Origin of the sequence: Nocardia sp. NPDC058666 (genome assembly GCF_042714895.1) — a bacterium.
Classification (GTDB): Bacteria; Actinomycetota; Actinomycetes; order Mycobacteriales; family Mycobacteriaceae; genus Nocardia.
In genome coordinates, this window is sequence record NZ_JBHXRY010000015.1 from 20,495 (window position 1) to 45,850 (window position 25,356).

Below are 25,356 nucleotides of genomic sequence, written 5' to 3' on the forward strand. Positions count from 1 at the left end.
TCAAGATCGACTTCGAGACCGGTCAGCAACCACTGACCAGTGATAACTCAGGCCTCGGGCGTGGCCAACGACTTCAGCAGTACCGCGGCCAGACGCGAAGTGGCGTCACCACTGTCGGCATCGGCGATATGCACCGCGAACACCAGATCGCCCATCGTGGCCAGCAACCACCCGTCGGGTCCGCCCTTGGCGGCGAACGCGGTGATGTCGCGGAATCCGCGCAGCGCGGTGGTTTCCGGCTTGTCGATGCCCTCGTGCATCATCGCGCGCAACCGGTCGACCGCGGCCGGTGGCAGCGCGGGTGGCGGCGTATCGGTGGTGCTGGGACTGCCCGCCACGATCATCGGCGGCACCACCGAACCACGCGAGATCGCGGCCGCGGCAATGGCCATGCCGAACGGACTGACCTGCACCGCATCCGCCCCGGCACCTTGACGCACCTGCTCGGTGCTGCGGCCCGGCGCGCTGATCCGCCCGGTCACCTCGTCCAGTCCCGGCACCTTGAAGTCGACGCCGACGCCCAGCGCGGTGGCCGCCTCGGCCGCCTCCTGCACCGTGACATCCTGCGCCGGCTTGTTCTTGGTCGCCGCGGCGACAGCACGGAACAGCTCCATCGTGCCGCCGGCGGGGAACAGTCCGGTGAAGGCGATCGGACCCTTGTCGGTGGCGTAGGAGTTCTGCGCGACCGCGACCACCGCGCCGGTGGAGGGCTGCATGGCCACCACGGTCGCCGCGGTGCCCACACTCACCACCGCGTCCTCGGCGGCGCGCTGCAGGCGCTGGTCCATCGTGGCGGCGATGTCGGGACCGGCCGGGCCCTGGTAGCCGGCCACCTGGTTGACGAACTTGCCGTCGGCCTCGAAGATCTGCACACCCCAGCCCGCGGTGGCTTCCAGGCTGTCCTGCCACACCTTGCGCAACGCGTCCAGCATCGGCGACCGCGTGCGCCGGTCCGCGGAGATCAGCTTGGGCTGCTTCTCCATCACCACGCCGGGGATCTTGGCCATGCGCGGTTCCAGGATCGCGAAATCGCCGTCGCGCAGGTTCACCGCGACGATCGGCTGACCCTGCGACCCGGCCAGCTGCTGCATCAGCGACGGCCCGGTGATCAACGGCGCGACGGGTTCGATGGCGTCGGCCAGCGCGTTGGTGGTGCCCACGAGGTCGCCGGTGCGCGTGGGATCGATCTTGATGACGTTGAGTGTCTGCTCGGTCATGAGCACTTCGCCCGGCAGGTCGACGACCTTGGGCGGCGGCTTGGCCGTGGTGCGCACGAGCTTGACGGTGCGATTGTTGGCCAGCTGCGGCATCACCACCGCGGGCTCCCAGGAGATCCGCCAGCCGATGGCGAGCTTGCGGACGGTGCCCTGCAGTGTGTAGGTCCAGTCCTTCTTCTCGCCGAAGTTCCAGGCGACTTCCATCGCGAAGATCGCCGACTCGGAGTCGAGGTCGATCACCTGCGACGCCTCGTAGTCGACGGTGCCCGACTGCAGGCCCTCGAACATTTGCTTCATGGTTGCCGAAGCGGCGGCGGGGTAGGAGGTCAGGTCGGCTGCCTTGCCGTAGTCATGCTCGTCGAGGAGATCGGCGAACTGCGTGACCACCGTCTCCGACTCGCTCGACTTCCCACCCACTCCGCACGAGCACAACGCCATGGCGAGGGTCGCAACCCCTGCGATAGCCATTGCGCCCCGTACGCGAAAGCGGCGGGATCCCCACACATCCATATCGCCCACTCTTCACTCTTGCCACTCCGGTAACAAATCCACCGTACCGGAAGTTGACCCGTCTCCAATGCCCCGGCAAATCGGACATTGGCCCGACCTCGACACCTCGATTGTGCCGGAAGTCTCGCCCCGATGGGGGTCCGATTTCCAACCTCGCCCAGTAAGCGACAACAACTGCTGTGTCAACCGTACCGACCGCCACGCCGGGTAGTGCGGATCTCGCATTTGTCCGGCGATTCAAGGCGAGGGTACCCAAAGGCACCGACACCCAACCCCGCGGTATCCCCTTCTCACCTGCGGTGTGGGCCCGTTCACGCACAGCGGAATCCCGTGCGCGCATATCGGCGTAATCTTGTAATCACTGCAACATGCACTACACAGATAGCAGGTGATTTCCATGCGGAACGCTCATCGCGAACGCGGATTCGGCCGTCCCGGCGGCTGGCAGCAAGCCGACCTCCCCGACCCCGCCGACGCCGCCGACTGGTTCGCCGGACGATTGCCCGCCGACTGGTTCACCGGCGAAGTCGAGATCGAGATCGACCGGGACGAGATAGTCGTGGTCGGCGTACTGCCCGTCGCCGACGACGCGAGCACCGCGACAAAGGAAGGCGCGCTGGCCCGCTTCCGCGAGTCCACCCGCCCCGCGCGCATGCAGATCGCCGACGAGGCCCAACGCCGTTACGGCCGCAGCGTCGCCTGGGGTGTGCGATCGAACGGCGAACGAATCCTGTTCACCCACCTGGCCGTCCCGGTCATGACCCGCCTGCGCCAACCCGAACGCCAGGTCCTGGACACCCTCATCGACGCAGGCGTAGCCCGCTCCCGCGCCGACGCCCTCGCCTGGACCGTAAAACTCGCGGGCAAACACGCCGAAACCTGGCTGGCCGAACTCCGCGAAGCCATGCGCAAGGTCGACGACCTGCGCTCGGAGGGTCCTACGGGGCTGTGATTCTCGGCCGCCTCGATCTGGACTGACCAGAGGGTGCGACGAAGGAGTGCCCGGCGGGAGGGAAGATCGAGGGAACAGGCCGAGAATCTGCGGCACCAGCCGCTATATATACAGTGGCCTGCATGGAAAGCGTGCAGGCCACTGGTCCGATCCTGGTCATCAATGGACCGAACCTGAACATGCTCGGTACCCGGCAGCCCGAGATCTACGGCGCCGACACCCTCGATGACGTCATCGCCCTGTGCGAGAAAACCGCCGCCCGCTTCGATCGCACGGTCGTCGCCTTCCAGTCCAATCACGAAGGCGCCCTGATCGACCGGATCCAGCAGGCGCGCGGTGAGGTGTCGGCGATCGTGATCAATCCCGGCGGCCTCACCCACACCTCGGTGGCACTCCGGGACGCACTGGCCATCCCGGAGGTGCCGATCGTGGAAGTACACATCAGCAATGTCCATGCGCGCGAGGAGTTTCGGCACCATTCGTTCGTCTCGCCGATCGCGACCGCGGTGATCGCGGGTCTTGGCATCCAGGGTTACGCGGCCGCGATCGAGTTCTTGGCCAAGTCCTAGCCGAGCCGGAAAACGGGGAATCCCGGTGCGATAGCGGTCAATTCGGCATCGGTGGCGTCTTTGGTGACTCCTTCGAAGAACTTGCCGACCTCCCAGCCGAACTTCTCCAGGTACAACCGCAGCAGCGGCACCTTGTCGGCGTCGGGAACCTCTGTGGCACTGAAGGTTTCACTCTTTCGTCCCAGCCGCAGCTCGCCCTCGCCCGCCACGCGCAGGTTGCGCACCCACTGCGTGTGTCCGCGCGGCGCGACCAGATAACGCTGCCCGTCGGCGCCGGTCATCACGTTGACCATAGTGGTCCGCCATTCGCCGCTCTTGCGTCCGCGCACCGCGAGCAGTCGCGAACCCATGATGCTGATCCCGAGCTTGGGCAGCAGGTTGGCGATCTTGTTGAAGACCGCGTCGGCGCCGGCGGGGCTGAGGTAGCGGGTGGCGTTGTCCATGTCGTTCACTCCTTGAAACTGTGAGCACTGCTCTCTGTTGAGAACAATCATGCGCGCGCGACAGCCGGTAGTCAAGAGCAGTGCTCACACTTTCCGAATTGTCCAATTAGAGCGAAGTATTGCCGCAATGGAATGTAGTACGTATGCTACATTTCATCGAAGGTCGATGACTGGGAGGCACTCATGACTTCGAACGACGGCGTCGTACTCGACGTCAAGCAATTGCGGATGCGGTACGACGACACAGACGTGCTGCACGACGTGACATTCCAGGCCAGGCGCGGGGAAGTGCTCGTGATGCTGGGCCCCAACGGCGCGGGCAAAACCACCACGATCGAGATCCTCGAGGGGTTCCGCAGGAGGTCGGCCGGTCAGGTCGACGTGCTGGGGGCCGATCCCGAACACGGTGACGAACTCTGGCGCGCCCGCATCGGCGTGGTCCTGCAGTCCTGGCGCGACCACGCCAAATGGCGGGTGGCAGAACTGCTTCGACACCTGGGCACCTACTACGCACCGTATTCCACGGCTCACATCCAACGGCCCTGGGACACCGCCGAACTCATCGACCTGGTCGGGTTGACCGAACAGGCCGACGCCAAGATCTCGTCGCTGTCGGGCGGTCAGCGGCGCAGGTTGGATGTGGCGATCGGCATCGTCGGCAAGCCCGAACTGCTGTTCATGGACGAACCGACCGCCGGTTTCGACCCGGCCGCGCGCCGCGACTTCCACGACCTGGTGCACCGCCTGGCCGACCTGGAGGACACCACCGTGCTGCTGACCACGCACGACCTCGACGAGGCCGAGAAGCTGGCCGACCGGATCCTGATCCTGGCAGGCGGGCGCGTGATCGCCGACGGTTCCCCCGACGAACTGTCCCGTTCGATCGCCGGTGAAGCGCAGGTCAGCTGGACCGTCGACGGTCAGCGTTTCGTGCACACCACCACCGAGTCGACCAAGTACGTGCACGAACTGTTCAAACAACACGGCGACGCCATCGGCGACCTGGAGGTGCGCCGGGCCTCGCTCGAGGACACCTACATGACCCTGGTTCGCCGCGCGGAATCCGGCGAGGAAGTCGCCGCCGTGCACACCCTCACGGAGGTCACCCGATGATCCGCACCGGCATCAACCGCGGCCTGATCGAGTTGCGTCAGGCCTACAGCTCGCCCGTCGATCTGCTCGGGCAGTTCCTCACCCCCGCCATCACCCTGCTGGTGTTGTTCCTGCTGCGGAACACCATGTACGACGACTCCGGCCTGTCGGTCGCCGAGTTGGCCGTGCCCGGTCTGCTGTCCACGATCATCTCGTTCAACGGCATGTACGCCCTGCTCAACGTGCTGGTCCAGGATCGCGAAGACGGCACACTGTTGCGGGCCAAGGCCGTGCCCAAGGGCATGGTCGGCTACTTCGTGGGCAAGATCGTGACCACCACGGGCGCGGTGTTGGCGCAGCTGGCTATCGTGCTCGGCGTGAGCATGGTAATCATCGGCGGCTTCTCGATCAGCAGCCTCGGCGCGCTGGCGACCTTCACGTGGGTGGTCGTGCTCGGGCTGCTCGCGGTGTTGCCACTGGGCGCGATCCTGGGCAGCGTCCTCGACGCCCGGACCGGCTTCCTGCTGACCATGCCGCTGATGGCCGTGATCGCGATCTCGGGCATCTTCTACCCGATCACCGCGATGCCCGGCTGGCTGCAGGGCCTGGCACAGGTGTTTCCGATCTACTGGCTGGGTCTGGGTATGCGCTCGGCCCTGCTACCGGCCGACGCGGTCGCGATCGAACTCGACCAGTCGTGGCGTCACCTGGAAACCGTTGCGGTGCTGGGGATCTGGGCAGCCGTCGGCTTGCTGCTGGCCCCGATGGTGTTGCGCCGCATGGCCGGTCACGAATCCGGTTCCACGATGGCCGCGCGAAGGGACAAGGCGATGCAGCGTGCCTTCTGAAGTCATCTACAACCGCATCGCGATGCTGCGCGCCGAACGCGGCATCTCGCGACGCGAACTGGCCGAGGCGCTGGGTGTGCACTACCAAACCGTCGGCTACCTCGAACGCGGCGAATACAGCCCCAGCCTGCACCTGGCTTTACGGCTGGCCGCCTACTTCGAAGTGGCTGTGGAAGTGGTGTTCTCGACCGAGCCGTTCCCGAGGCTGGGCGCCGAGACCGCCTGAGCACGACCGAACCGTCCGGCAGCACCTGTGCCGGACGGTTTCGGTGTCATCGGCGAAGCAGCTGAAATGTCGAGGCCGACGTGCCGACGGCTCGGTCCCAGTAGGATGAAACCGATTCCGCCAGCACGGTATCCATGCCGACGGCGGTGCCGGTCTCCACGACATGCCGCGCACCGGCCGCCATCATCCGCAGGTAGGCCGCATCAGCGAGGCCGCCTTCCTCGGCCATCCCCGCCCACACGGCGTACAGGTCGCCGAGACTGCCCAGTGAGCGCTGGGCGTAGGGCAGGAACCGAGCGATCTCGGAGCCGGACCGCTCGATGATCGCCAGCGCCTGTTCGTAGCCGAGCAGCAGCGGCAGGAACAGGGCCAGCATCGCCTGGTAGTAGACCTGGGCCGCGCCGTCGTCGGCACCCAGATATTCCGCGGCCGCCAAGGGCCGCAACAACTCTCGCTGCGCGTCGAAGACTTCCGGGCGTCCGCTGTAGAAGATGTAAGCCGACGAGCCTGCGAGCTCTTCGGGCTGAGCCATCACCCCACCGGCGAGAAACTCACCGCCTCGGGCCCGGACGAACGCCGCGCCTTCCCTGGTGCGCTGTGGGGAATCCGAGGACAGGTTGACCACGACCTTGCCGGTCAGATCGACGGAATCGAGGACCGCGTCCATCGCGTCGTAGTGGGTCAGGCTGAGCACGATGAGCTCCGCCGCCGCCACCGCTTCGGCGATCGAGTCGGCGCGCGCGGCGCCGAGCCCGTCGGCCTTCTCGGGGGTGCGGTTCCAGACCGTCACTGCGACTCCGGCCGCGAGATAGGCGCGCACGATCTGCTGCCCCATCGGGCCGAGCCCGATCACGGTGACGGATCGGCCCGGCATCAGGAGGCCTTTCCCAGCATCAGCGCGTAGGTCGAAACCGGTTCGCCCGCAGCCGCACTCGCGGCGATGGCCTTGCGCCAGTACGACTGTGCGAGGTGGGAGAACCCCGCGTCGACGCCGACCTCCTCGCTGGCGTCGATGATGTGCTGGGCGCCCGCGTCCATCATCTTCAGGCTGGCCAGGTCGGCCCAGCCGCCGTTCTGGTTGGCCTTCGAGAATTCGTCCATGAAGTACGGGAACGCCTCGCTGGCACGGACCGCGAACGGTACGAATTGGGCGATGTCGTGGCCGGACTTCGCGATCACGGCGGTCGCCTGGTCGAAGGCGAGCAGCCAGGGGTGGAAAATCGTGAGTAGTGCCTGGTAGAAGACCTGGGCGAGGCCGTCGTCGGGGCCGAGGTATTCCTGGGGGCTCAGCGGGCGCAGGAGTTCGGCGTGCGCGTCGAACACCGACTTCGGGCCGCTGTAGAAGATGTAGGACGCGGGATGGGCGATATTGTCGCCCGCCGACATCACGCCGCCGGAGAAGAATTCGGCGCCGTGTTCGCGGACCCATTTCGCGCCTGCCCGCGCTTTCTCCGGTGAATCCGACGACAGGTTGGCGATCACCTTGCCCGGCAGGTGGTCGAGCGCCTGGCCGAGCACGTCGTACATGGCGTCGTAGTGGGTCAGGCTGAGCACGGAGACCTCGTTGGCGTCGAGCGCCTCGGCGGCGGTCTCGGCGCGCTTGGCGCCCAGCGCCACCATCGCGTCGACCTTGGCGGTGCTGCGATTCCACACCGTCACCTCGACGCCTGCCCCGAGGAAGGCCTTGACCATGGACTGGCCCATCGGGCCGAGGCCGAGCACGGAAACGGAAGCGGATTTCTCAGACATGGTGTGGCCCTTCAGTTCTCGGATACTGGGTGGTTCGGCGCCGCTTTCCATGGTGGTCGGCGCGAGTATCGTCGGGAAGACCGCACGTTGTGATGGGGTTGCTTACCTAGAGGTTCGAAATACGGTCAGAAGGGTGTGGCGGCGATGAGTAGTGACGCGGATCACGATGTGTGCGGTATGAGCCTGGCGATCGACGTCGTCGGCGGTAAATGGAAGCTGCACCTGATGTGGGTGCTGGGCGATGGGCCGCAGCGGTTCGGGCAGATCCGGCGGCTGCTGGACGGGGTGAGTGAGAAGGTGCTCGCCGAGAACCTGCGTCATCTGGAGAGCAGTGGGGTGGTGCATCGCGAGATCTTCCCCGAGATCCCGCCGCGCGTGGAGTACTCGCTCACCCCGCTCGGTGAAACCCTGCGCGAGGCACTGGCACCGCTCGAGGTCTGGGGCACCACGCATCGCACGGAGTTGACCGCCCCGGCCGGCCTTCGCGTGCCGGAAGTACCCGCCGCCGAAGTCGCGCTGTAACTGTCAGCAGCTCAGAATGTTTCGCGCCCACCAGGCTGCGTCGCCCTCACAGTCGCGGTAACGGCAAGTGGTTCATGGCGATTCGCTCGCCGATGCGTTCCAACAGTTCCGCCGCGGCGATGATCGACCGCGCGGGATCCGGCTCTAGATCGCTGAGCGGATAGCAAGCAGCGAACCCGGCCGCCCGAATCTCCCCCAGCGACAACATCATTCGCCCCACCGCCGCAACCACCGGCACCCCCGCCGCCTTGGCCGCCGCCGCCACCCCCACGGGCGCCTTCCCGTGCATACTCTGATGGTCCAGCGACCCCTCCCCGGTCACCACCAGCGTCGCCTCCCCCACCAGCGTGGTGAATTCCAGCAGCTCGAGCACCACATCGATCCCGCTGCGCACCTGCGCCCCCAACACCGCAAGCACCCCGAACCCGGTACCGCCCGCCGCCCCCGCCCCCCCGATCTCCGCATACCCCGTGCCCAGCACAGCAGCCCAATTGGTCAGCCCCGCTTCGAGTTTCACCATCTGCCGAACATTGGCCCCCTTCTGCGGCGCATACACCGCCACGGCCCCAGCAGGGCCGAGCAGCGGATTGTCCACATCGCAGGCCAACGTGAACCGCGCCGTGGAAACAGCGGGATGCAACCCGCTGCGATCCACCGCGATCACCTGTCCGAGCATCGCGGCCACGTCCCCCGCGACCTCCAACTCCACCCCGTCGCGGTCCAGCAACCGCAACCCCAACGCCCGCAACAACCCGGCCCCACCATCGCTGGAAGCGCTGCCGCCGAGCCCCAACACGATGTCGCGCGCCCCCGCGTCCAGCGCGTGCGCGATCACCACCCCCAACCCGAAAGTGCTGGCCTGCAACGGTGCCAACCGTCCACCCGGCAGTTTCACCAACCCCACCGCAGCCGCCAACTCCACCACCGCGGTCTCTCCCCGCACCGCGTAGACAGCGGTCGAAGATTCCCCGGTGGGCCCCGGTGCGTCGACCTCGACCCGCGTCCACCCCGCCGCCGCGAACGCGTCGACCATCCCGTCGCCACCATCGGCCACCGGCACACACCGCACGTCGGCCCCCGGCATCCGCCGAGAAATTCCCCTGGCCAACGCGCGAGCTACCTCAGGCGCACTCAGCGACCCCTTGAACTTGTCGGGAGCAAGCACAACCAGTGGTCGGTGAGTCATCGGTTCCGCCTCTCCCCGCGAATTCGGCCTGTAATCCACGGTAGCGTCAGCATATGTCGACGCAGGTCCGCAAGAACACCGCCATGGAGCGGTTCGAACTCACCAGCGACGGTCGCCCCGTCGGCTACATCGAATACCAGGACACCGGCGACGAGCGAGCCATGGTCCACACCGAGATCTTCCCCGAGTTCGAAGGCCGCGGCTTCGCGAGCACGCTGATCGAATCCGCCCTGGACACCAGCCGCGAAGAAGGCTTCGCCATCCTGCCGATGTGTCCGGTGGTTCTGCATTTCATCACCACCCATCCCGAGTACATCGCGTTCGTCCCGCAACGATCCAGGGCGATCTTCGGCCTGCCTCAGTAGCGCGCGACAGCCCCATCGACAGCCAGTTGCAGTTCGTCTTTGACCAGCTTGGCGATATCTCCCGGACGTTGCGGCAGCTCGAGAATCGGCGCCCGGAAGTACGCGACCCCGGAAACCACCTCAGCGGCACTCGGCCCGACAGCAGACGGCGCATGTTGCCCGTAATTCATCCCGATGGCGACCAACGCGGGAGCGGCGTCCAACTTGGCCGCCCGGAACGCGATGTGCCCGATCCCGCTACCCACGGCCTGCACCTTCGTGTGGTCGACCTCGTTGCACGTGCCCTCGGGAAAGATCGCGAGGTGATCACCGGCGACCAGCCGCTGCGCGCACACATCCATCATCCGCTGACCCGCGGCATTGACCGCGCGGATCCCGTGGTCCTTGCCCCGGAACACCGGAATCCCGCCCATCATGTCGACCTTGCGCCGCTGTTCGGGCTCGACGAACAGCTCGTCTTTGGCCAGCACCCGCACCCGTCCGATCTTCGACCGCAACGGTGACCGCCAGGCCGTGGCCGCGACCGTGTACGGGTCGCTGGTGGACAGGTGGTTGATCGCGTAGATCACCGGCCGCCCGCTGCGGATCAACGCTGTCAGCTGCTGTTTCGCACCGTCGGCGAACATCACGCGCGGCCGGAAACGCCGGGCCAGCACCGCGTACGAGGCCAGCGCCTTCCACCTGTTCTGCTGATGACGCAGGTAGTAGTCGTACACGGCGTCGTTGTCATCGAGCAGGACTTCGGGCACAGGCATAGGGCGACCTTACCGGCGCGCTCGAAGGCCCGCGCGCGGAGAAATTCCGGTTTCGATCCGTTGCGTGGGAAGCGCGCGGGGCCGTGGCAATGCGATGATGGCAGCGTGGCAGGCGGAGACGACCCGGACGAGCGCCGGACTCGCGACGGGCACGGCGACGATCGGCGGCGCGGGCAGCCCGCGGTGGGAGTCCGCGCGGGCAACCTGCTGGTGTCGGCGATCGACCTGGTGGAACCGACGTTCCGGCGCACCGTGGTGTACGTGATCGAGCACAACGACGCGGGCAGTCTGGGCGTGGTGTTGAACCGGCCGAGCGAGACCCCGGTGGTCGATGTGCTGCCGGCCTGGGCGGATCTGGCCGCCAGCCCCGACGATCTGTATATCGGCGGCCCGGTCAAACGCGATGCGGCGCTGTGTCTGGCCGTGCTGCGCGAGGGTGTCGATATCAGCGAGGTGCGCGGGCTGCGCCGGGTGGACGGCCGGGTGGTGTTGGTGGATCTGGACGCCGATCCGGCCGAGATCCGCCCGCTCATCGAGCAGATCCGGGTGTTCGCCGGGTACGCGGGGTGGTCGATGGGCCAGCTCGACGGTGAGCTCGACAACGAGGACTGGATCGTGGTGTCGGCGCTGCCGTCGGACCCGGTCGCCACCGACCGCCACGACCTGTGGGCCGCGGTGTTGCGCCGTCAACCGCTGCCGCTGGCTCTGCTGGCGACCCACCCGATCGAACTCGAACGCAACTGATCCGGTCTCCACATGGGAGACCGGATCGTGTGCGCCGCAGCCTATTTCGCTTGCTTGCGGAAGATCGACTTCGACCAGAGGAACCCGCCGCCCGCGATCACCACGCACCAGGCCAGCGAGACCCAGCCGTTGATGCCGATCTCGGTACCCATCAGCAGCCCGCGCAGGGTTTCGGTGATGGGCGTGAAGGGCTGGTACTCGGCGAACTGACGCAAGCCCACCGGCATGGTGTCGGTGGCCACCAGACCACTGCCCAGAAACGGCATCATCACGATGGGAAACGGTGCGTTGCTGGCACTTTCGACGTTGGGCGAGATCAGACCCAGTGCGATGGCAAGCCAGGAGAACGCGAAGGTCACCAGCACGAGCAGACCGAGCGCGGCGATCCACTCGACGACGCCGGCCGAGGGCCGGAACCCGATCAGCAGGGCAACGCCGAGCATCATGGCGATGCCGCCGATCGCCTGCAGCAGCGAGCCGAGCACCTGCCCGGTGAGCATCGACGACTGCGAAATCGACATCACCCGAAAGCGATTCACGATGCCCTTGCTCGCGTCACTGGCGATCGACACCGCCACCGACACCGTCATATACGCGGGCAGCAGCAACAGCATGCCCGGTGCCAGATAGTCGATGTAGTTGCCGCCCGACGACTTCTCCAGCGCGCCGCCGAACACGAAGTTGAAGATCAGCATCAGCACGGTCGGCATGACGATGATGCTGAAGACCATGCTGGGGTAGCGCTTGGCGTGAATCATGTTGCGCCGCAACATCGTCATCGTGTCGGCGAACGCGTAGGACTTGGGCTTGGTCATGGTCTGGGTGGTCATCGCACTGACTCCTGCTCGGTGATGGTGGTGCGGCCGGTGAGGGTGAGGAAGACGTCGTCGAGATTGGGGGTGTGCACGGAAATGCCGCCCGCTTCGATGTTTTCGGCATCGAGCAGATCGAGCACCGCGCGCAGCGAGCGCACGCCACCGTCGCCGGGCACCGCGAGGGTGAGCCCGTCGCTGCCTTCCAACACCTGGGCGGTGGAGCCGAAGGCGTAGCGCGCGGCATCCAAGGCTGCTTGGTCGCCGAAATCGATGCGGATGTGGCCGCCGGGGATCAGCCGTTTCAGTTCTGCCGCAGTGCCTTCGGCGACGATGCGGCCGTTGTCCAATACCGCGATGCGGTCGGCCAGGTGGTCGGCCTCCTCGAGATACTGGGTGGTCAGGAACACCGTGACGCCGAGGTCGTCGACCAGCGCGCGGATGATGTCCCAGATGGCGCGGCGGCTGCGCGGGTCCAGACCGGTGGTCGGCTCATCGAGGAAGATCACCTGCGGGTTGCCCACCAGCGTCATCGCGAGGTCGAGCCTGCGGGTCATGCCGCCGGAGTAGGTGCTCGCCGGTTTGTCGGCGGCCTCGACCAGGTCGAAGCGTTCCAGCAGTTCCGTTGCCAGACTGCGGGTTTCGCGCTTGGGCAGATGGTTCAGGTCGCCCATCATCTGCAGGTTCTCGCGACCGGTCAGCAGTTCGTCGACCGCGGCGAACTGGCCGGTGACACCGATCATGGCGCGCACTCCGGCGGCATCGGTGGTCACGTCGTGGCCGCCGACCGTGATGTCGCCCGCGTCGGCGCCGATCAGCGTGGTGAGGATTTGCACGGTGGTGGTCTTGCCCGCGCCGTTGGGGCCCAGTAGCGAGAAGACGGTGCCCTGCGCGACGGTGAGGTCGATGCCGTCGAGCACTGTCTTGTCGCCGTAGGCCTTGCGCAGGCCGCGTGCGGTGATGGCCGAGTTGACCATGGTCGTCCCTTTCCAGAAAATTGCATTCATTGGTGCGAATAAGTGCATGTTTGATCCACACAGCCCCCAGGGGCTGCGGTGCTCGGGTTGGGTATGGGGTTGTCGCGGAAGGACTTAGATGTCGAGTTCCTCGATCTTGGGATGCGCGGTCATGTCCTCGACCTTGCGGTAGAGCTTGTCGGGAACGCGCCCCTTCAGATCGCTCAGGTCGTCCAGGATCTCGTACTCGTAGTCGCCCCAATCCCACGGTGCGGCGCCGATGCCGAACATGCGGCGCCAGTACTTCCATTCCTTCATGTCACCGGCGGCCTCACCGGTCGGGTAGTCCTCCCACTTGGCCGAGTGCGTGTAGAGCACGAGCTTGCCCTTGCGACTGCGGTACACCGCCTGGTGCAGCGCCTGCTTGTCGCCGGCATCGCGCACCTCGCCCAGCAGCGTGCCCTGAAAGCGCACCTGCCGGACTCCGTCGCGACCCACCTGCAGCGTGATCTCCTCGAAGCCGGCCTCGCGGCCTTCCTCCAGCTCGATGAGCCTGCGCAGCGCGGCGACCACCGTGCTGGAGAGGTTGCCGCCCACGAGCTCCTGCGCCCGCTGGAATACGGGGAGGTCGTCGTCGGAAACGTAGATCGTCTTGTTGGGCATGAACTCACTATACGTATAAGTGTACGTACACACAAGAGCGAGTTTTCAGCCCTCGATCCACGACCGTTTCAGCAGCTCCCGCCGCCGCCACCACCGCAACCGCCCCCGCCACCACAACTCCCGCCGCCATCACCACACCCACCCTCCGCGGTACCAGCGAACCCCGCACTGGCACTACCCGCCGCGACCCACCCCGCCTTGCCGCCCCCGCGCGGCTTCGGCGACAGCATGATCCGACTGATACCGAGGACGAACAACACCAGCGCCGCGAACAGAATCGCCGCGGCATACATCGACCCGAACGCCGCGAACACCACCCCGACCACGACCAACCCCACGGCCCCCACCAGAGACAACCTGCTCCCCCGCAGGTCGAAGCGCGTTGTTGCCATCGGAAACCTCCTGCGACTGTCGAGCATACGGGACGTCATTCCATGATCCCCCATAGAACGCGTCCCGTCTCGTGCCCTTCAGTCCCCGCCACCTCCACCGCAGCTACTGCAGCCGCTGGAACTCCCGCTGTCACTCCACGACCAATCACTACCGCTGGACCAATCGCCGCCGCCGGACCCGTCCTGGTCCGACCGGCGCCGACTGCGTGCCCGCTGGGCCTGAGTCGTCCTGGTCGTGCGCGGGCGCTGGCGAACAGCGGGTGCGCGCGGGACCGGCGTGTTGTTCGTGGACCTGTTACTGCGCGTGATGAGCGCGATCGGTACGCCGATGACCACGGCGACCACGACCAGCATGAAGAAAATCGCCGCCACTGTCATGAGAATTTCAGCGAGCACGGAACCCTCCTGTCTGGATCGATAAGGCGAGGTCAGCAGCCCCCGCCGCCACCGCCACCACCACAGCCGCCACCCCCGCCACAGCTACTGCTGCTTCCACCGCTGTCACCGCCGCCACTCCAGCCGGCTGTGCCCGCCGATCCACCGCTGCCCGCGGCCCAACCGGCACCACGGCCTCCCGCGCGTCCGGAGACGCGCGACAGGCGGACGCTGCCGGCCGTGATGAAGATGAACGCGGCCAAGATGACCGGCACGCCGAGCAATGGTACGAATGCCCCGACGGCCAATCCGAGAACCAACAGTCCCAACCCGACACCGAGTACCTTCATGACTCCCCCTCACGGGTTACGCGGCGATCCGCGTGTGTTTCGCGTCCACCCCGCCGGATCGGACGTCGAATCCCACGGTAACCGCGCCCCCTTGCAATTCCCTTGTGGCGCAACCGGCCTCGAGTACGGGCGTCACAGGAATGCCGCAACCAGGGGACATGGTGAATCCCCGTTCAGACCATGCTTGCGTCGTACCGGAAGGCAGTCGCCGCTACGGCAGTCAGTTGGCGGGTTCGCAGGTCTCGCGCAGCGAGCAGCCGCCGCACGAGGAGCCGCAGCCGCCGACGGGAGCGGGGGGCATGAGGGGTTCGACCGTGCGGGCTGCGGCGTTGGCGCCCGCGCCGAGGGTGAACACGGCGATTACAGCGACGATCGCGGCAACGGCCAGCCCCGCGAAACCACCGGCGACCAGCACGACCAGCCCACCGGCGAACAGCAGCGCGCCCGCGCCGACCGAGGTAGGGGCGGCGATGCGGTTGGCGATGCGGAAATTGTCGTCGCTGTGCAGCGCCGCTTCGGTGGTGACACCGAGGAAGCGGTTGCGGGGCAGTTTGCCCAGCAGTCCGAGCGCGCCGGTCACGATCGCGACCGCGGCCAGCGCGAACAACAGGGAAGCGACGACGACCATTCCTGCAGGCTAGCGCACCCGCGCCGGGGCCGATCGCGAGCTCCCCACCGAAGGTGACCGCCCACACACCGGCGCGGTTGGCTCAGCCCATACGTGAACCGGTGGCCGTCACGTTCTACGCTGTTAGACGATGTTTACCGGGGATCGGCGAGAACAAGAAGGCGGGACCGTGCAGGACACTCGTGCAACCGAGACTGACGTACCTCAGCACCGGTACAACGCCGAGCTGGCTGGGCGGATCGAGCGCCGCTGGCAGCGGAACTGGACCGAGCGCGGCACCTTCCAGGCGCCCAACCCGGTCGGCCCGCTGGCCGGTGAGACGCCGCCGGACAAGCTGTTCATCCAGGACATGTTCCCGTTCCCCTCGGGCGCGGGCCTGCACGTCGGCCATCCCCTGGGCTACATCGCCACCGACGTGTTCGGCCGCTACCACCGCATGCGTGGCCGCAACGTGCTGCACGCGCTGGGCTACGACGCGTTCGGCCTGCCCGCCGAGCAGTACGCCGTGCAGACCGGCGCGCACCCGCGCGTGACCACCGAGGCCAATATCGCCACGATGCAGCGTCAGCTCGACCGGCTCGGCCTTGGCCACGACCCGCGTCGTTCGTTCGCCACCACCGATCCCGAGTACTACCGGTGGACGCAGTGGATCTTCCTGCGCATCTACAACGCCTGGTACGACCAGGAAGCCGGCAAGGCCCGTCCGATCGCCGACCTGGAAGAGCAGTTCGCCACGGGCGCGCGTCCGGTTCCCGAGGGTGACTGGAACACCATGTCGGCCACCGAGCGTGGTGCGCTGATCGACTCGTATCGCCTTGTGTACCAGTCGGATTCGATCGTCAACTGGTGCCCTGGTCTCGGCACAGTGCTGTCGAACGAAGAGGTCACCGGCGACGGGCGCAGCGAGCGCGGCAACTTCCCGGTGTTCCGTAAGCGCATGTGGCAGTGGATGATGCGCATCACCTCCTACTCCGACCGCCTGGTCGACGACCTGGACACACTGGACTGGCCCGACAACGTGAAGTCCATGCAGCGCAACTGGATCGGACGCTCGCGCGGCGCCCAGGTTCGATTCGACGCGGCCGACGACACCATCGAGGTCTTCACCACCCGCCCCGACACCCTGTTCGGCGCAACGTATGTCGTACTGGCGCCCGAACACGAGCTGGTCGACAAGCTGACCGCCGCCACCTGGCCCGCCGCCACCGACGCCCGCTGGACCAACGACAGCGCCACCCCCGCCGAAGCCGTTGCCGCATACCGCAAGTCGATCGCGGCCAAGTCGGACCTGGAACGGCAGGAGAACAAGGAGAAGACCGGCGTCTTCCTCGGCTCCTACGCCACCAACCCCGCCAACGGCGCGCAGGTGCCGATCTTCATCGCCGACTACGTGCTCAGCGGCTACGGCACCGGCGCCATCATGGCGGTGCCCGGCCACGACAGCCGCGACTGGGACTTCGCGACCACGCTGGGCCTGCCGATCATCGAGGTGATCGCGGGCGGCGACGTGTCCGAAGCCGCCTACTCCGGCGACGGCGAACTGGTGAATTCCGGCTTCCTGAACGGACTTCCGGTCGACGAGGCCAAGGCGACCATGATCGGCCACCTCGAAGCCGAGGGTCACGGCACCGGCACGGTGCAGTACAAACTGCGCGACTGGCTGTTCGCACGCCAGCGGTACTGGGGCGAACCGTTCCCGATCGTCTACGACGCCGACGGTGTCGCGCACGCCCTGCCGGAATCCATGCTGCCCGTGGAACTTCCGGAGATGGAAGACTTCGCGCCGGTCACCTTCGACGCCGACGACGCCGACTCCGAACCGTCCCCGCCGCTGGCCAAGGCCACCGACTGGGTCAACGTCGAACTGGATCTGGGCGACGGGCCCAAGCAGTACCGTCGCGACACCAACGTGATGCCCAACTGGGCCGGATCCTCGTGGTACCAGCTGCGTTACGCCGATCCGACCAACACCGACACGTTCTGCGCGCCCGAGAACGAGAAGTACTGGCTGGGCCCGCAGCACGGCCCGAACGATCCCGGCGGTGTCGACCTGTACGTGGGCGGCGTGGAGCACGCGGTGCTGCACCTGCTGTACGCGCGGTTCTGGCAGAAAGTGCTGTTCGACCTGGGAGATGTGTCGGGCAGCGAGCCCTACCGCCGCCTGTACAACCAGGGTTACGTGCAGGCCTACGCCTACACCGACGAGCGTGGCGCGTACGTGCCCGCCGCGGAGATCGTCGAACGCGACGCGAAGTTCTTCTGGACCGGTCCCGACGGCGTCGAGATCGAGGTCTTCCAGGAGTACGGCAAGATCGGCAAGTCGCTGAAGAACGCCATCTCCCCCGACGAGATGTGCGACGCGTACGGCGCGGACACCTTCCGCTTCTACGAGATGTCGATGGGCCCGCTGGACACCTCACGTCCGTGGGCGACCAAGGACGTCGTTGGCGCGCACCGCTTCCTGCAGCGCGTGTGGCGCCTGGTCGTCGACGAGGAAACCGGCACGCTCAAGGCCACCGACACCCTGCCGTCCGACGAAACCCTGCGCCTGGTGCACCGCACCATCGCCGGCGTCGACGAGGACCTGGCCGCCCTGCGCGACAACACCGCCGGTGCCAAGCTGATCGAGCTCACCAACCACCTGACCAAGAACTACCCCACCGGCGCCCCCCGCGCCGCGGTAGAACCCCTGGTCCTGATGCTCGCCCCGCTGGCCCCGCACATCGCCGAAGAACTCTGGGAACGCCTGGGCCACACCACCTCCCTGGCCCACGGCCCCTTCCCGATCGCGGATCCGGCACTGCTGGTGGCGGATTCGGTGGAATACCCGATTCAGGTCAAGGGCAAGGTGCGCAGCCGAATTCAGGTTCCGGCCGACGCTGATGTCGCCACCATCGAAGCGGCGGCGCTGGCCGATGAAAAGGTGGTCGCTCTGCTCGAGGGTCAAGCGCCGCGCAAGATCATCGTCGTGCCCGGGAAAATGGTGAACATCGTTCCCTGAGTTCTACGACGGAATACCTTGACGGCAGGAAGCCCCGGCATTGATTGCCGGGGCTTTCTCCGTCAGACCTGAACCTGCAGAACGTCATTCAGCGTGACCAACGACAGGTTGCGTTCCCTGATGATGTCGACCAGTTGGCCGTAGCAATGGGTGACCGGGGGGAAGTTGGCGTGGCCGATGATGATCGATTGGGCGGCGAAGTATTTGTGCGCGCACTCGATCAGGTATTCCTCGGTGATCAGGCCCGAGTCGGACAGGGAGCCGTACCACATGGTGGGGACGGTGTAGCCGAGGTCGGCGGCCACCTTGTCGACGGTGGCGTTGTGATTGCCGAAGGGTGGACGGAAGAAGGGGGCACCGTCTACACCGAAGTTGTTGTGCAGGAATGTTTTTGTGCGTTCCAATTGTGAGGCGACCGCGCCGGCGCTGATCTTGGTGAGGTCGGGGTGATCCCAGCTGTGGTTGGCGAGCTGGATCTGGCCGGACTCCACCAGGGGGCGCATGGCGTCGCGGTGGATGGTCCACGATTCGTAGTAGCCGGTGACGAAGAAGGTAAAGCGGGCGCCGGTGTCCTTGGCCCATTTCACGTACGCGCCGACGACCTCGGGGCTCGCGCCGTCATCGACCGTCAACGCCATCGACATGCCCTGACCTGGCAGCGCGGTGATGGTCTTCGGGGGGATGATCGACTTGGGTCCGCCCGGCGGGGGCGGGAGCAGAGGCGGACGAGGAGCGGGCGGCGGCACGGGAATCTCGCCCCCACCGGAACCAGCCGCGACGGGCTCACCCTCGGCGGTCGCGCAGCCGGTCAACGCCACGGCCGTACCCGCAGCCAACAAAGCCAGCATTCGACGTCTATCCACTTTTCGAACCCCTACTCGAGTCAATTGCGTGCCGCGGAAAAGTACCCGGGGAATCCGTCGAGCAGGCGAACCCTCGGGCACATCGACGCGAACAGCATCGACCCCCTGGAAGGCTGTTCGCGCCTCGCGACAATACCCTTTGCGCCGGTGAGGATAGGTGCGACCGGCAAGGAGCGAAGGAACCCGACCGGCGAAATCGTACAATCGGCGGCCTCGAAGGCCCGTTTTCGGCCTGAAGTCGATCGAATTGGTCGATTACGCCGGGCGCAGGACGATCTCGGTGGGGTGGCAGTCGCGCGGAGTATCGACGGCGTTGCGGACCGCCAGTGCCACGGACTCGGCGGTGAGGAATTCCTCTGGCCGATACTCGCGACCCTCGTCGGCGACGATCGCCCGCTGCATATCGGTGTCGATGCGACCGGGGAAGATCGAGGTGACCCGCAGCGTGGGCTCCTCCTGACGCAGTGCGTCGGCGAAGGCGCGCAGGCCGAATTTGCTCGCCGCGTAGGAACCCCAGCCCGGATGCGCACGCATCCCCGCACCCGAATTGATCAGCACCACATGGCCGTTCGCGGCGCGCAGGGCGGGAAGTAGTACTCGCGTCAGCTCGGCGACGGCGATCAGGTTCACCTCGAGGGTTTCGCGCCACTGCTGCACCGAGGAGTCGGCGACGGTGCCCAGGTCGGCGATGCCCGCGTTGTGAACGAGGACGTCCAGGCGGGAGATCCGCTCGGCGGCCTCCGCGACGGCGGTGTAATCGGTGAGCGCCACCGGCCAACCCGTCGCGTCGGGCAGTTCGGTGAGAATCGGCTTCAACGCGTCGGCGGAACGAGCGCCCAGCAGCAGGTCGTGGGTGGGCGCGAGTTCGCGGGCGATCGCGGCGCCGAGACCACGGCTGGCGCCGGTGATGAGGGCGGTCGGGGCGGGCGTGCTTGTCACCGTCATGCGTTCACGGTAGGGCGTGACGCCACGATCTCGACACCGTGGCCGTTTCCGCGCGCGGATGTCCGCACCGACTAGTACCGTCGGACTATGACCGATCCCCGGTACAACTACGGCCAAGACAACCCGCAGTATCCCCAGCACCAGGGCCAGCCGCATGGTCAGCCACAGTATTCCCAGGGCGAGCCGGAGCCCAAGGTGAATGTGGGCAAGCTGTGGGCGGGCGGGATCGGCACGGCCGTGGTGGCCGCGTTGCTGGTGGTCGTCGCGATCATGTTGATCCGCGGGGTGCTGGGCATCGCGATCCTGTCGCCCGAGGGGGCAGGCACCTACGGCACGGTCTCCACCACGTCGTATGCCATCGCCGCCGCCGGTGCCGCGCTGCTGGCCACGGCGCTGCTGATGGTGTTGCTGCTGGCCATGCCGAGCCCGCTCACCTTCTTCACCTGGATCTGCCTGCTGCTCACGGCGGTGGCGGTGATTCTGCCGTTCACGCTGGTGGCCGACCTGGACGCCAAGATCGCGACCGCGGCGATCAACCTGCTGGTCGGGCTGTGTATCACCACGATGTTGAGTTCGGTGGGATCGGCCGCCCAGAACACGCCGCGTCAAGCCGGGTACTGACCGTCACACCGCTGCCGAGATGCCATAGCGGCCACTACGCCGCAAAATAGGGAGATGACCGACCCGGGTTTCACCCCCACGCAGCTCGCGGCCCGCGCCGCCTACCTCCTGCGCGGCAACGACCTGGGCACGATGACCAGCGCCGCGCCCCGCCTCTACCCGCACATGTGGAGCTGGGACGCGGCGTTCGTCGCGGTGGGGTTGGCGCCGTTGAGCGTGGAGCGGGCGGTGGTCGAGCTCGACACGTTGCTGTCGGCGCAGTGGAAGAACGGGATGATCCCGCACATCGTGTTCGCCAATGGGGTGGACGGGTATTTTCCTGGACCCGCGCGCTGGGAGTGTCGCAAGCTGGCCGCGAACGCACCCGACGGCCCCGACACCTCCGGCATCACCCAGCCGCCGGTGCACGCCATCGCCGTGCAGCGCATCCTCGACCATTCCCGCAGGCACGGCCGCTCCACCCGCGCGGTCGCCGAGGAGTTCCTGAACCGCCGCTGGCCGGACCTGGTGCGCTGGCACCGCTGGCTCGCGCACGCCCGCGACCCCAAGGAAACCGGGCGGATCACGCTGTACCACGGGTGGGAATCCGGGATGGACAACTCGCCGCGCTGGGATCGCGCCTACGCCAATGTTGTTCCCGGCCTGGATCTTCCGCCGTATCGGCGTGCGGATACCGCGATCATCTCCGACCTCTCGCAGCGGCCCAGCGACCGTGAGTACGACCGCTACCTGTGGTTGGTCGAGCAGATGCGGCGCGCGAATTACGATGACTACCAACTCACTTCGGTGATGAGTTTCGCCGTGGAGGACGTGTTCGTCTCGGCGATCTTCGCACTGGCCTGCGAGGTGCTGGCCGACATCGGCGAGGAGTACAAACAACCGCTGGCCGACGTGCGCGAACTGCACGGTTGGGCCGATCGTTTCCGCAAGGGTGTGGTCGCCACCGCCGACGAACGCAGCGGCGCCGCAAGGGATTACGACGTCCGCCTGCAACGCTGGATCAGCACCGACACCCTCGCGATGTTCGCGCCTTTGCTCTCCGGCGGCCTCCCCCGCCACGCCGAACGTGCCCTACTCAACACCTTCGAAGGCCCCCGCTTCTGCGGCCACCCCGACCTGCGCTACGCCCTACCGCCGTCAACCTCCCCCGTCGCGAAAGAGTTCCGCCCTCGCGAATACTGGCGCGGCCCGGTCTGGCCGGTCATGAGCTGGCTGTTCTCCTGGGCCTTCGCCCGTCGAGGGTGGGCCGAACGTTCCTACATGCTGCGCGCGGAAGGTTTGCGCCAGGCGTCGGACGGAAGTTTCGCCGAGTACTACGAACCGTTCACCGGTAAACCGCTCGGCAGTATGCAGCAATCCTGGACTGCGGCTTCGGTTCTCGATTGGCTCGGCTAGTGCTCACCGGCGTAGATCTGCCACTCGACAGTGATGCCGAGTTCACGCGCGAGCGTTGACGCCAATCCTTGTAAGTCACCACCTTGAATAGTGGCACCACGCAGTGCGGTGATGCCGTAGATGCCGGTCAGGTCGCAGTCTTCGAAGCGCAGGTTCTGCTGGATGCGGGCGCCCGCGAATCGGGCACCGACCAGGTTGCAGCGTTCGAAGCGAACATTGCGGAACTCAGTGCCCTGGAAGTCGGCTTGTCGCAGGTCGCAATCGCGGAATACCACTGTGCGCAACCGTGATTGGGCGAACGAGGACAGGTCGGCGCGGGTGGACTCGATCAACACATCACGGAGAACACCTGCGGTCCAGGACAATCCGGTGAGCCGCCCGTGTTCGATCAGAGATTCGATCATCGTGGAATCATCGGCCTGCACATTGGCCAGATCGCACACCCGCAACGTGGACTCGGCAATCGTGGTGTGCCGCAGCGTACTCGGGAACCGCACACCGTCGAACAGACACGCCTCGACACTCATGCCGGACACGTGACTCTCCGCGAAATCCACATCCCGATACTCGACATCGGTCACGGTCAACTCGTCAACCGGATCGTCACCAGGCGAAACGCCCGGACGCAACGCCCCCACCTTCGCCACCCCAGGCTCGAACCGCACCTCACCCTTACGCGCCATGCCCACTACTCCCGTCAGCCGATGTCCGCACCAACATACGGGCCCCGCCGGACACGCTCACCGCCCTGGACGTCCGTCTCGGTTCTCGACTGGCCGGGTTCGACATCGATCGGCGGCGGGAGTCAACCCTGGTCGAAGGGACATCTATCGGACGTGATCCGCTGAAAATGACGAAACCGCTACTCGCCCAGCCGAGTAGCGGTTTCGTCAGCGGATCGGGGGTCGGCTAGACGCCGATTCGTCCGCCGTTCTTCTTCCAGACGACCGCGATGGACGGACGGGGCTGGGAGTCGCCGCCGTCGGGCCAGTGGGACTGCGGGTTGTCGGGGGTGGCGTCGTCGGACTCGCCCGGGTGCTGGACGGCGACGATGACGTGGGTTTCGGTGACGATCGGGCCGCAGGTTTCCGCGCCCTTGGGCACGGTCAGGAACTGCTTGGTCTCACCACGGTTGGGGCCGTCCAGGATCACCGAGAACAGGCCGTCGTTGGTCTTGAGGGCGTTGCCGTCGGTGGAGATCCACAGGTTGCCGTGCGGGTCGAAGGCCAGGTTGTCCGGGCAGGAGATCGGGCTGACCTTGGTCTTGTCGAAGCCGGCGAAGTAGGTGTCGGCGGCGGCGGGGTCACCGCAGACCAGCAGCAGCGACCAGGTGAAGTCGGTGCCGGTGTGGTTGTCGGTGAGCTCGAGAACCTGGCCGTTCTTGTTCAGCTTGCGCGGGTTGGCCTCATCGACGCCGGGCTTGTCGTCCTTGGCGCGGTTGTCGTTGTTGGTCAGCGCCACGTAGACCTTGCCGGTGTACGGGTTGGCCTCGAAGTCCTCGGGGCGATCCATCTTGGTGGCGCCGACCTTGTCGCCGGCCAGGCGGGTGAACACCGCGACCTCGGCGGCGGTCATGCCGTCGACCAGGGACTTGCCCTTGCCGTCGTCGCCGGTCTCCAGGATCGGGATCCACTGGCCCTTGCCGGTGAAACCGCCGGTGGGGACCTTGCCGGAGCCGTCGATCTCGGCGGCGTGGTCGCCGGTGAGCTTGGCCACGTACAGGGTGCCCGCGTCCAGGATGGTCATGTTGTGCCGCATCGCGGAAGCGCCGGTGCCCGACTGGATCTTGCGCGAGGACACGAACTTGTACATGTAGTCGAACTTCTCGTCATCGCCGGTGTAGGAGATGACGTCACCCTTTTCGGTGACGTAGATCGACGCGCCCTCGTGCTTGAGACGACCCATGGCCGAGTGCTTGATCGGCGTGGAGGAGGCATCCCACGGGTTGACCTCGACGACGTAACCGAAACGGTTGGCCTCGTTGGGCTCGGAGCTCAGATCGAAACGCTTGTCGGTGCGCTCCCACTGGTTCGGCGTGCCGCCCTTGGGGAAGCCGTAGCGCTTGACGCGGCCCTTCGGGTCCGACGCCTTGTCGCCGTTGGCGAAGTAGCCGTTGAAGTTCTCTTCACCGGAAAGCACTGTGCCCCACGGGGTCACGCCACCGGCGCAGTTGGCGAAGGTGCCGAGCACCTTGGTGCCCGACGGGTCCGCGCTGGTCACGGTGAACGCGCTGCCCGCGGCCGGACCGGTGAGCAGGAACTCGGTGTCGGCGGTGATGCGGCGGTTGTTCTTGCCGAACACCGTGGTCAGCTTGCCCGAGCCGGCTTCACCCTTGAGCTCGACCACGGACATGCCGTGCGCGGCCTTGGTGATGGCGATCTGCTCGTCGGTGGGCTTGTCCTTGTCGTACCCGCGGAACATCATCGGGCCGGTGGTGTACTCGTGGTTGACCACGAGCAGGTAGCTGTTGGGCTGCCCCTCGATCGGCATCAACGCGGCGAAGTCGTTGTTGGCACCGAACTGCTTCAGCTGCGCGGCGACGGTCTGCTTGTCGAAGTCGAAAGCGGGCGCGTCGGCGAAAATCGGGTCGCCCCAGCGGATTACGACCTGCGACTCGTAGCCTTCCGGAATCGTCAGCGCGTCTTCCTTGTTCGGCGCGACGGCGGTGAAAGCTGTTCCGGTGCCAGGGGTTCCGACCGGCGTCGGCTTCGGGGTGCTGACCTCGGAGCTGTCGTCGCCGCAAGCGGCTAGAGCGCTCACCGCACCAACGGCCAGCACGGCGGCCGCGCCACCCTTGATCAGACCACGGCGGTTCAGGCCGCTGACGATGTCACCGAAGTAAGCACCCTCGGAGGTGTTCGGGGGCTCGTGGAAGCAGGCATTGCCACACTTGTATTCACAGGTCAAGGCGGCGCGTGCCGACTGACCGTCATGCTTGACGAACAGGGCGAGCGGTTTCGGACTCACGGTGACTCCTGAGTAGAACGGACTTCGGGCACCGTATGCAGTCCAAGCGAGCCGTCGGGAACGTGAAGATGAACGACTGACCAAAACTCGGCGCGGGGTGGGTCCCCGGCCAGGGGTGGGGGGGAGGGGGGCGGGGAAAAGTTTCGTCTGCCCTCTGCCCAAAGGGAGCGACCCCCCCCCCCCCCTCCCCTCCGCCCGGCTAGGCACCTC

The 25,356-nt window shown here is 66.5% G+C and carries 27 protein-coding genes; 11 read left to right on the forward strand and 16 right to left on the reverse strand.

Annotated features, from left to right (window positions below):
* Positions 1 to 47: 47 nt before the first annotated feature.
* Positions 48 to 1,685 (reverse strand): NTF2-like N-terminal transpeptidase domain-containing protein, encoded by a 1,638-nt coding sequence (locus ACFWVD_RS24695; protein WP_379246604.1) that lies wholly within the window; start codon positions 1,683 to 1,685, stop codon positions 48 to 50.
* Between the two features lie 439 nt (positions 1,686 to 2,124).
* Between ACFWVD_RS24695 and ACFWVD_RS24700 the strand changes: the two genes are divergently transcribed.
* Together ACFWVD_RS24700 and aroQ are read left to right on the forward strand one after the other, a co-directional pair.
* Positions 2,125 to 2,679 carry a hypothetical protein gene (locus tag ACFWVD_RS24700; protein WP_379246606.1) on the forward strand — a complete coding sequence of 185 codons (555 nt, stop codon included), beginning with the start codon at positions 2,125 to 2,127 and terminating at the stop codon, positions 2,677 to 2,679.
* Positions 2,680 to 2,801: 122 nt separating this feature from the next.
* The gene (gene aroQ / locus ACFWVD_RS24705) at positions 2,802 to 3,248 is read left to right on the forward strand and encodes a type II 3-dehydroquinate dehydratase (protein WP_379246608.1); all 447 of its coding nucleotides are present in this window, start codon (positions 2,802 to 2,804) and stop codon (positions 3,246 to 3,248) included.
* Here the strand turns inward: aroQ and ACFWVD_RS24710 are convergent.
* A complete protein-coding gene (locus ACFWVD_RS24710; protein ID WP_379246610.1) occupies positions 3,245 to 3,691 on the reverse strand; it encodes a nitroreductase/quinone reductase family protein in 447 nt (148 codons plus the stop codon). The two genes, aroQ and ACFWVD_RS24710, sit on opposite strands and share 4 nt — an antisense overlap.
* Before the next feature lie 183 nt (positions 3,692 to 3,874).
* Between ACFWVD_RS24710 and ACFWVD_RS24715 the strand changes: the two genes are divergently transcribed.
* The 3 genes from ACFWVD_RS24715 to ACFWVD_RS24725 are packed head-to-tail and all read left to right on the forward strand — an operon-like array spanning position 3,875 to position 5,857.
* Positions 3,875 to 4,804, forward strand: coding sequence for an ABC transporter ATP-binding protein (locus ACFWVD_RS24715; protein WP_379246612.1), 930 nt, complete (start codon positions 3,875 to 3,877; stop codon positions 4,802 to 4,804).
* Positions 4,801 to 5,631 (forward strand): ABC transporter permease, encoded by an 831-nt coding sequence (locus ACFWVD_RS24720; RefSeq protein WP_379246614.1) that lies wholly within the window; start codon positions 4,801 to 4,803, stop codon positions 5,629 to 5,631. Before ACFWVD_RS24715 ends, ACFWVD_RS24720 begins: the two co-directional genes overlap by 4 nt.
* A complete protein-coding gene (locus tag ACFWVD_RS24725; protein WP_379246616.1) occupies positions 5,621 to 5,857 on the forward strand; it encodes a helix-turn-helix transcriptional regulator in 237 nt (78 codons plus the stop codon). The genes ACFWVD_RS24720 and ACFWVD_RS24725 overlap by 11 nt, the downstream gene beginning before the upstream one ends.
* A gap of 46 nt (positions 5,858 to 5,903) precedes the next feature.
* Here the strand turns inward: ACFWVD_RS24725 and ACFWVD_RS24730 are convergent, their stop codons facing one another.
* Together ACFWVD_RS24730 and ACFWVD_RS24735 are read right to left on the reverse strand one after the other, a co-directional pair.
* Complete coding sequence (locus tag ACFWVD_RS24730; RefSeq protein ID WP_379246618.1) at positions 5,904 to 6,731, reverse strand: NAD(P)-dependent oxidoreductase; 828 nt, start codon at positions 6,729 to 6,731, stop codon at positions 5,904 to 5,906.
* Positions 6,731 to 7,606, reverse strand: coding sequence for an NAD(P)-dependent oxidoreductase (locus ACFWVD_RS24735; RefSeq protein ID WP_379246620.1), 876 nt, complete (start codon positions 7,604 to 7,606; stop codon positions 6,731 to 6,733). The genes ACFWVD_RS24730 and ACFWVD_RS24735 overlap by 1 nt, the downstream gene beginning before the upstream one ends.
* Positions 7,607 to 7,750: 144 nt before the next feature.
* Between ACFWVD_RS24735 and ACFWVD_RS24740 the strand changes: the two genes are divergently transcribed.
* Positions 7,751 to 8,128 carry a winged helix-turn-helix transcriptional regulator gene (locus tag ACFWVD_RS24740; RefSeq protein ID WP_379246622.1) on the forward strand — a complete coding sequence of 126 codons (378 nt, stop codon included), beginning with the start codon at positions 7,751 to 7,753 and terminating at the stop codon, positions 8,126 to 8,128.
* A gap of 46 nt (positions 8,129 to 8,174) precedes the next feature.
* Here ACFWVD_RS24740 and ACFWVD_RS24745 read toward each other — a convergent pair whose 3' ends face one another.
* Complete coding sequence (locus ACFWVD_RS24745; RefSeq protein ID WP_379246624.1) at positions 8,175 to 9,314, reverse strand: glycerate kinase; 1,140 nt, start codon at positions 9,312 to 9,314, stop codon at positions 8,175 to 8,177.
* A gap of 53 nt (positions 9,315 to 9,367) precedes the next feature.
* Between ACFWVD_RS24745 and ACFWVD_RS24750 the strand changes: the two genes are divergently transcribed.
* On the forward strand, positions 9,368 to 9,679 hold the full coding sequence (locus tag ACFWVD_RS24750; RefSeq protein WP_379246626.1) for a GNAT family N-acetyltransferase: 312 nt from the start codon (positions 9,368 to 9,370) through the stop codon (positions 9,677 to 9,679).
* Here the strand turns inward: ACFWVD_RS24750 and ACFWVD_RS24755 are convergent.
* Complete coding sequence (locus ACFWVD_RS24755; protein WP_379246628.1) at positions 9,673 to 10,434, reverse strand: lysophospholipid acyltransferase family protein; 762 nt, start codon at positions 10,432 to 10,434, stop codon at positions 9,673 to 9,675. The genes ACFWVD_RS24750 and ACFWVD_RS24755 overlap by 7 nt on opposite strands.
* Positions 10,435 to 10,539: 105 nt before the next feature.
* Between ACFWVD_RS24755 and ACFWVD_RS24760 the strand changes: the two genes are divergently transcribed.
* A complete protein-coding gene (locus tag ACFWVD_RS24760; protein WP_379246630.1) occupies positions 10,540 to 11,178 on the forward strand; it encodes a YqgE/AlgH family protein in 639 nt (212 codons plus the stop codon).
* A gap of 41 nt (positions 11,179 to 11,219) precedes the next feature.
* Here ACFWVD_RS24760 and ACFWVD_RS24765 read toward each other — a convergent pair whose 3' ends face one another.
* From ACFWVD_RS24765 to ACFWVD_RS24790, 6 genes are all read right to left on the reverse strand, one after another.
* Positions 11,220 to 12,008 (reverse strand): ABC transporter permease, encoded by a 789-nt coding sequence (locus ACFWVD_RS24765; RefSeq protein ID WP_379246632.1) that lies wholly within the window; start codon positions 12,006 to 12,008, stop codon positions 11,220 to 11,222.
* Complete coding sequence (locus ACFWVD_RS24770; protein WP_379246634.1) at positions 12,005 to 12,967, reverse strand: ATP-binding cassette domain-containing protein; 963 nt, start codon at positions 12,965 to 12,967, stop codon at positions 12,005 to 12,007. The genes ACFWVD_RS24765 and ACFWVD_RS24770 overlap by 4 nt, the downstream gene beginning before the upstream one ends.
* Positions 12,968 to 13,081: 114 nt before the next feature.
* Positions 13,082 to 13,609, reverse strand: coding sequence for an EXLDI protein (locus tag ACFWVD_RS24775; protein WP_379246636.1), 528 nt, complete (start codon positions 13,607 to 13,609; stop codon positions 13,082 to 13,084).
* Between the two features lie 68 nt (positions 13,610 to 13,677).
* Entirely contained in the window at positions 13,678 to 14,001 is a 324-nt protein-coding gene (locus tag ACFWVD_RS24780; RefSeq protein ID WP_379246638.1) for a hypothetical protein, read from the reverse strand.
* Positions 14,002 to 14,429: 428 nt separating this feature from the next.
* Complete coding sequence (locus ACFWVD_RS24785) at positions 14,430 to 14,726, reverse strand: hypothetical protein (protein WP_379246640.1); 297 nt, start codon at positions 14,724 to 14,726, stop codon at positions 14,430 to 14,432.
* A 220-nt stretch (positions 14,727 to 14,946) separates the two neighbouring features.
* The gene (locus ACFWVD_RS24790; RefSeq protein ID WP_379246642.1) at positions 14,947 to 15,354 is read right to left on the reverse strand and encodes an SdpI family protein; all 408 of its coding nucleotides are present in this window, start codon (positions 15,352 to 15,354) and stop codon (positions 14,947 to 14,949) included.
* Between the two features lie 130 nt (positions 15,355 to 15,484).
* On the opposite strand from ACFWVD_RS24790, the gene leuS reads away from it, so the two are divergent.
* A complete protein-coding gene (leuS, locus tag ACFWVD_RS24795) occupies positions 15,485 to 18,355 on the forward strand; it encodes a leucine--tRNA ligase (RefSeq protein ID WP_379246644.1) in 2,871 nt (956 codons plus the stop codon).
* 62 nt (positions 18,356 to 18,417) lie between these two features.
* Here leuS and ACFWVD_RS24800 read toward each other — a convergent pair whose 3' ends face one another.
* Both ACFWVD_RS24800 and ACFWVD_RS24805 read right to left on the reverse strand, forming a co-directional pair.
* Positions 18,418 to 19,203 (reverse strand): polysaccharide deacetylase family protein, encoded by a 786-nt coding sequence (locus ACFWVD_RS24800; RefSeq protein ID WP_379246754.1) that lies wholly within the window; start codon positions 19,201 to 19,203, stop codon positions 18,418 to 18,420.
* 270 nt (positions 19,204 to 19,473) lie between these two features.
* The gene (locus tag ACFWVD_RS24805) at positions 19,474 to 20,163 is read right to left on the reverse strand and encodes an SDR family oxidoreductase (RefSeq protein ID WP_379246646.1); all 690 of its coding nucleotides are present in this window, start codon (positions 20,161 to 20,163) and stop codon (positions 19,474 to 19,476) included.
* An 87-nt stretch (positions 20,164 to 20,250) separates the two neighbouring features.
* On the opposite strand from ACFWVD_RS24805, the gene ACFWVD_RS24810 reads away from it, so the two are divergent.
* A complete protein-coding gene (locus tag ACFWVD_RS24810; protein WP_379246648.1) occupies positions 20,251 to 20,784 on the forward strand; it encodes a DUF6069 family protein in 534 nt (177 codons plus the stop codon).
* Between the two features lie 54 nt (positions 20,785 to 20,838).
* A complete protein-coding gene (locus ACFWVD_RS24815; RefSeq protein WP_379246650.1) occupies positions 20,839 to 22,179 on the forward strand; it encodes an amylo-alpha-1,6-glucosidase in 1,341 nt (446 codons plus the stop codon).
* Here ACFWVD_RS24815 and ACFWVD_RS24820 read toward each other — a convergent pair.
* On the reverse strand, positions 22,176 to 22,862 hold the full coding sequence (locus tag ACFWVD_RS24820; RefSeq protein ID WP_379246652.1) for a pentapeptide repeat-containing protein: 687 nt from the start codon (positions 22,860 to 22,862) through the stop codon (positions 22,176 to 22,178). The two genes, ACFWVD_RS24815 and ACFWVD_RS24820, sit on opposite strands and share 4 nt — an antisense overlap.
* A 226-nt stretch (positions 22,863 to 23,088) precedes the next feature.
* Positions 23,089 to 25,146: a PhoX family protein gene (locus ACFWVD_RS24825; protein ID WP_379246654.1), complete on the reverse strand. Its 2,058-nt coding sequence runs from the start codon at positions 25,144 to 25,146 to the stop codon at positions 23,089 to 23,091.
* Between the last annotated feature and the right edge of the window lie 210 nt (positions 25,147 to 25,356).

Excerpts from the sequence above, each read along its gene's own strand:
- ACFWVD_RS24695 (WP_379246604.1), bottom strand. The coding sequence starts at position 1,685 with ATGGCTATCGCAGGGGTTGCGACCCTCGCCATGGCGTTGTGCTCGTGC.
- ACFWVD_RS24700 (WP_379246606.1), top strand. The coding sequence starts at position 2,125 with ATGCGGAACGCTCATCGCGAACGCGGATTCGGCCGTCCCGGCGGCTGG.
- aroQ (WP_379246608.1), top strand. The coding sequence starts at position 2,802 with ATGGAAAGCGTGCAGGCCACTGGTCCGATCCTGGTCATCAATGGACCG.
- ACFWVD_RS24710 (WP_379246610.1), bottom strand. The coding sequence starts at position 3,691 with ATGGACAACGCCACCCGCTACCTCAGCCCCGCCGGCGCCGACGCGGTC.
- ACFWVD_RS24715 (WP_379246612.1), top strand. The coding sequence starts at position 3,875 with ATGACTTCGAACGACGGCGTCGTACTCGACGTCAAGCAATTGCGGATG.
- ACFWVD_RS24720 (WP_379246614.1), top strand. The coding sequence starts at position 4,801 with ATGATCCGCACCGGCATCAACCGCGGCCTGATCGAGTTGCGTCAGGCC.
- ACFWVD_RS24730 (WP_379246618.1), bottom strand. The coding sequence starts at position 6,731 with ATGCCGGGCCGATCCGTCACCGTGATCGGGCTCGGCCCGATGGGGCAG.
- ACFWVD_RS24735 (WP_379246620.1), bottom strand. The coding sequence starts at position 7,606 with ATGTCTGAGAAATCCGCTTCCGTTTCCGTGCTCGGCCTCGGCCCGATG.
- ACFWVD_RS24740 (WP_379246622.1), top strand. The coding sequence starts at position 7,751 with ATGAGTAGTGACGCGGATCACGATGTGTGCGGTATGAGCCTGGCGATC.
- ACFWVD_RS24745 (WP_379246624.1), bottom strand. The coding sequence starts at position 9,314 with ATGACTCACCGACCACTGGTTGTGCTTGCTCCCGACAAGTTCAAGGGG.
- ACFWVD_RS24750 (WP_379246626.1), top strand. The coding sequence starts at position 9,368 with ATGTCGACGCAGGTCCGCAAGAACACCGCCATGGAGCGGTTCGAACTC.
- ACFWVD_RS24755 (WP_379246628.1), bottom strand. The coding sequence starts at position 10,434 with ATGCCTGTGCCCGAAGTCCTGCTCGATGACAACGACGCCGTGTACGAC.
- ACFWVD_RS24765 (WP_379246632.1), bottom strand. The coding sequence starts at position 12,008 with ATGACCACCCAGACCATGACCAAGCCCAAGTCCTACGCGTTCGCCGAC.
- ACFWVD_RS24770 (WP_379246634.1), bottom strand. The coding sequence starts at position 12,967 with ATGGTCAACTCGGCCATCACCGCACGCGGCCTGCGCAAGGCCTACGGC.
- ACFWVD_RS24775 (WP_379246636.1), bottom strand. The coding sequence starts at position 13,609 with ATGCCCAACAAGACGATCTACGTTTCCGACGACGACCTCCCCGTATTC.
- ACFWVD_RS24780 (WP_379246638.1), bottom strand. The coding sequence starts at position 14,001 with ATGGCAACAACGCGCTTCGACCTGCGGGGGAGCAGGTTGTCTCTGGTG.
- ACFWVD_RS24785 (WP_379246640.1), bottom strand. The coding sequence starts at position 14,726 with ATGAAGGTACTCGGTGTCGGGTTGGGACTGTTGGTTCTCGGATTGGCC.
- ACFWVD_RS24790 (WP_379246642.1), bottom strand. The coding sequence starts at position 15,354 with ATGGTCGTCGTCGCTTCCCTGTTGTTCGCGCTGGCCGCGGTCGCGATC.
- leuS (WP_379246644.1), top strand. The coding sequence starts at position 15,485 with ATGTTTACCGGGGATCGGCGAGAACAAGAAGGCGGGACCGTGCAGGAC.
- ACFWVD_RS24800 (WP_379246754.1), bottom strand. The coding sequence starts at position 19,203 with ATGCTGGCTTTGTTGGCTGCGGGTACGGCCGTGGCGTTGACCGGCTGC.
- ACFWVD_RS24805 (WP_379246646.1), bottom strand. The coding sequence starts at position 20,163 with ATGACGGTGACAAGCACGCCCGCCCCGACCGCCCTCATCACCGGCGCC.
- ACFWVD_RS24810 (WP_379246648.1), top strand. The coding sequence starts at position 20,251 with ATGACCGATCCCCGGTACAACTACGGCCAAGACAACCCGCAGTATCCC.
- ACFWVD_RS24815 (WP_379246650.1), top strand. The coding sequence starts at position 20,839 with ATGACCGACCCGGGTTTCACCCCCACGCAGCTCGCGGCCCGCGCCGCC.
- ACFWVD_RS24820 (WP_379246652.1), bottom strand. The coding sequence starts at position 22,862 with ATGGCGCGTAAGGGTGAGGTGCGGTTCGAGCCTGGGGTGGCGAAGGTG.